Genomic DNA, 268 nt, shown 5'->3' with positions numbered 1-268 from the left:
CCCCATATCGGCTTGAGTAAAATCAAGCCAATGATCATAGCACTCCCCCTCACCTAAACGACTTTTTAATACCTGTTCAAATGCGGTTCCACTGGCCGAGCAAGTAATTGACAGCATTCCTTGCTCGTAAACATCGCCATAAGGCATGCCTTGATTAAGTAATATTGGCTGGCCTTGCTCATCTTTTAATTCACTGCGTTGTGCATGGCTGGTTTCAAGCGCTGGGGCTATAAGAGTGTTGTCTAAGCGAGTGCGACCTATTATTTGC

General features: G+C 45.5%; 1 pseudogene. It reads right to left on the bottom strand.

Annotated elements, in window-relative coordinates:
* Positions 1–268, bottom strand: a pseudogene (locus AAEY68_RS21160) (Dyp-type peroxidase); the annotation flags it as partial.

Source organism: Pseudoalteromonas sp. RB2-MNA-CIBAN-0110 (genome assembly GCF_040309305.1).
Taxonomy (GTDB): Bacteria; Pseudomonadota; Gammaproteobacteria; order Enterobacterales; family Alteromonadaceae; genus Pseudoalteromonas; species Pseudoalteromonas arctica.
The sequence above is the reverse complement of the archived record's forward strand: the minus strand, read 5'-3'. Positions and strand labels throughout refer to the sequence as shown.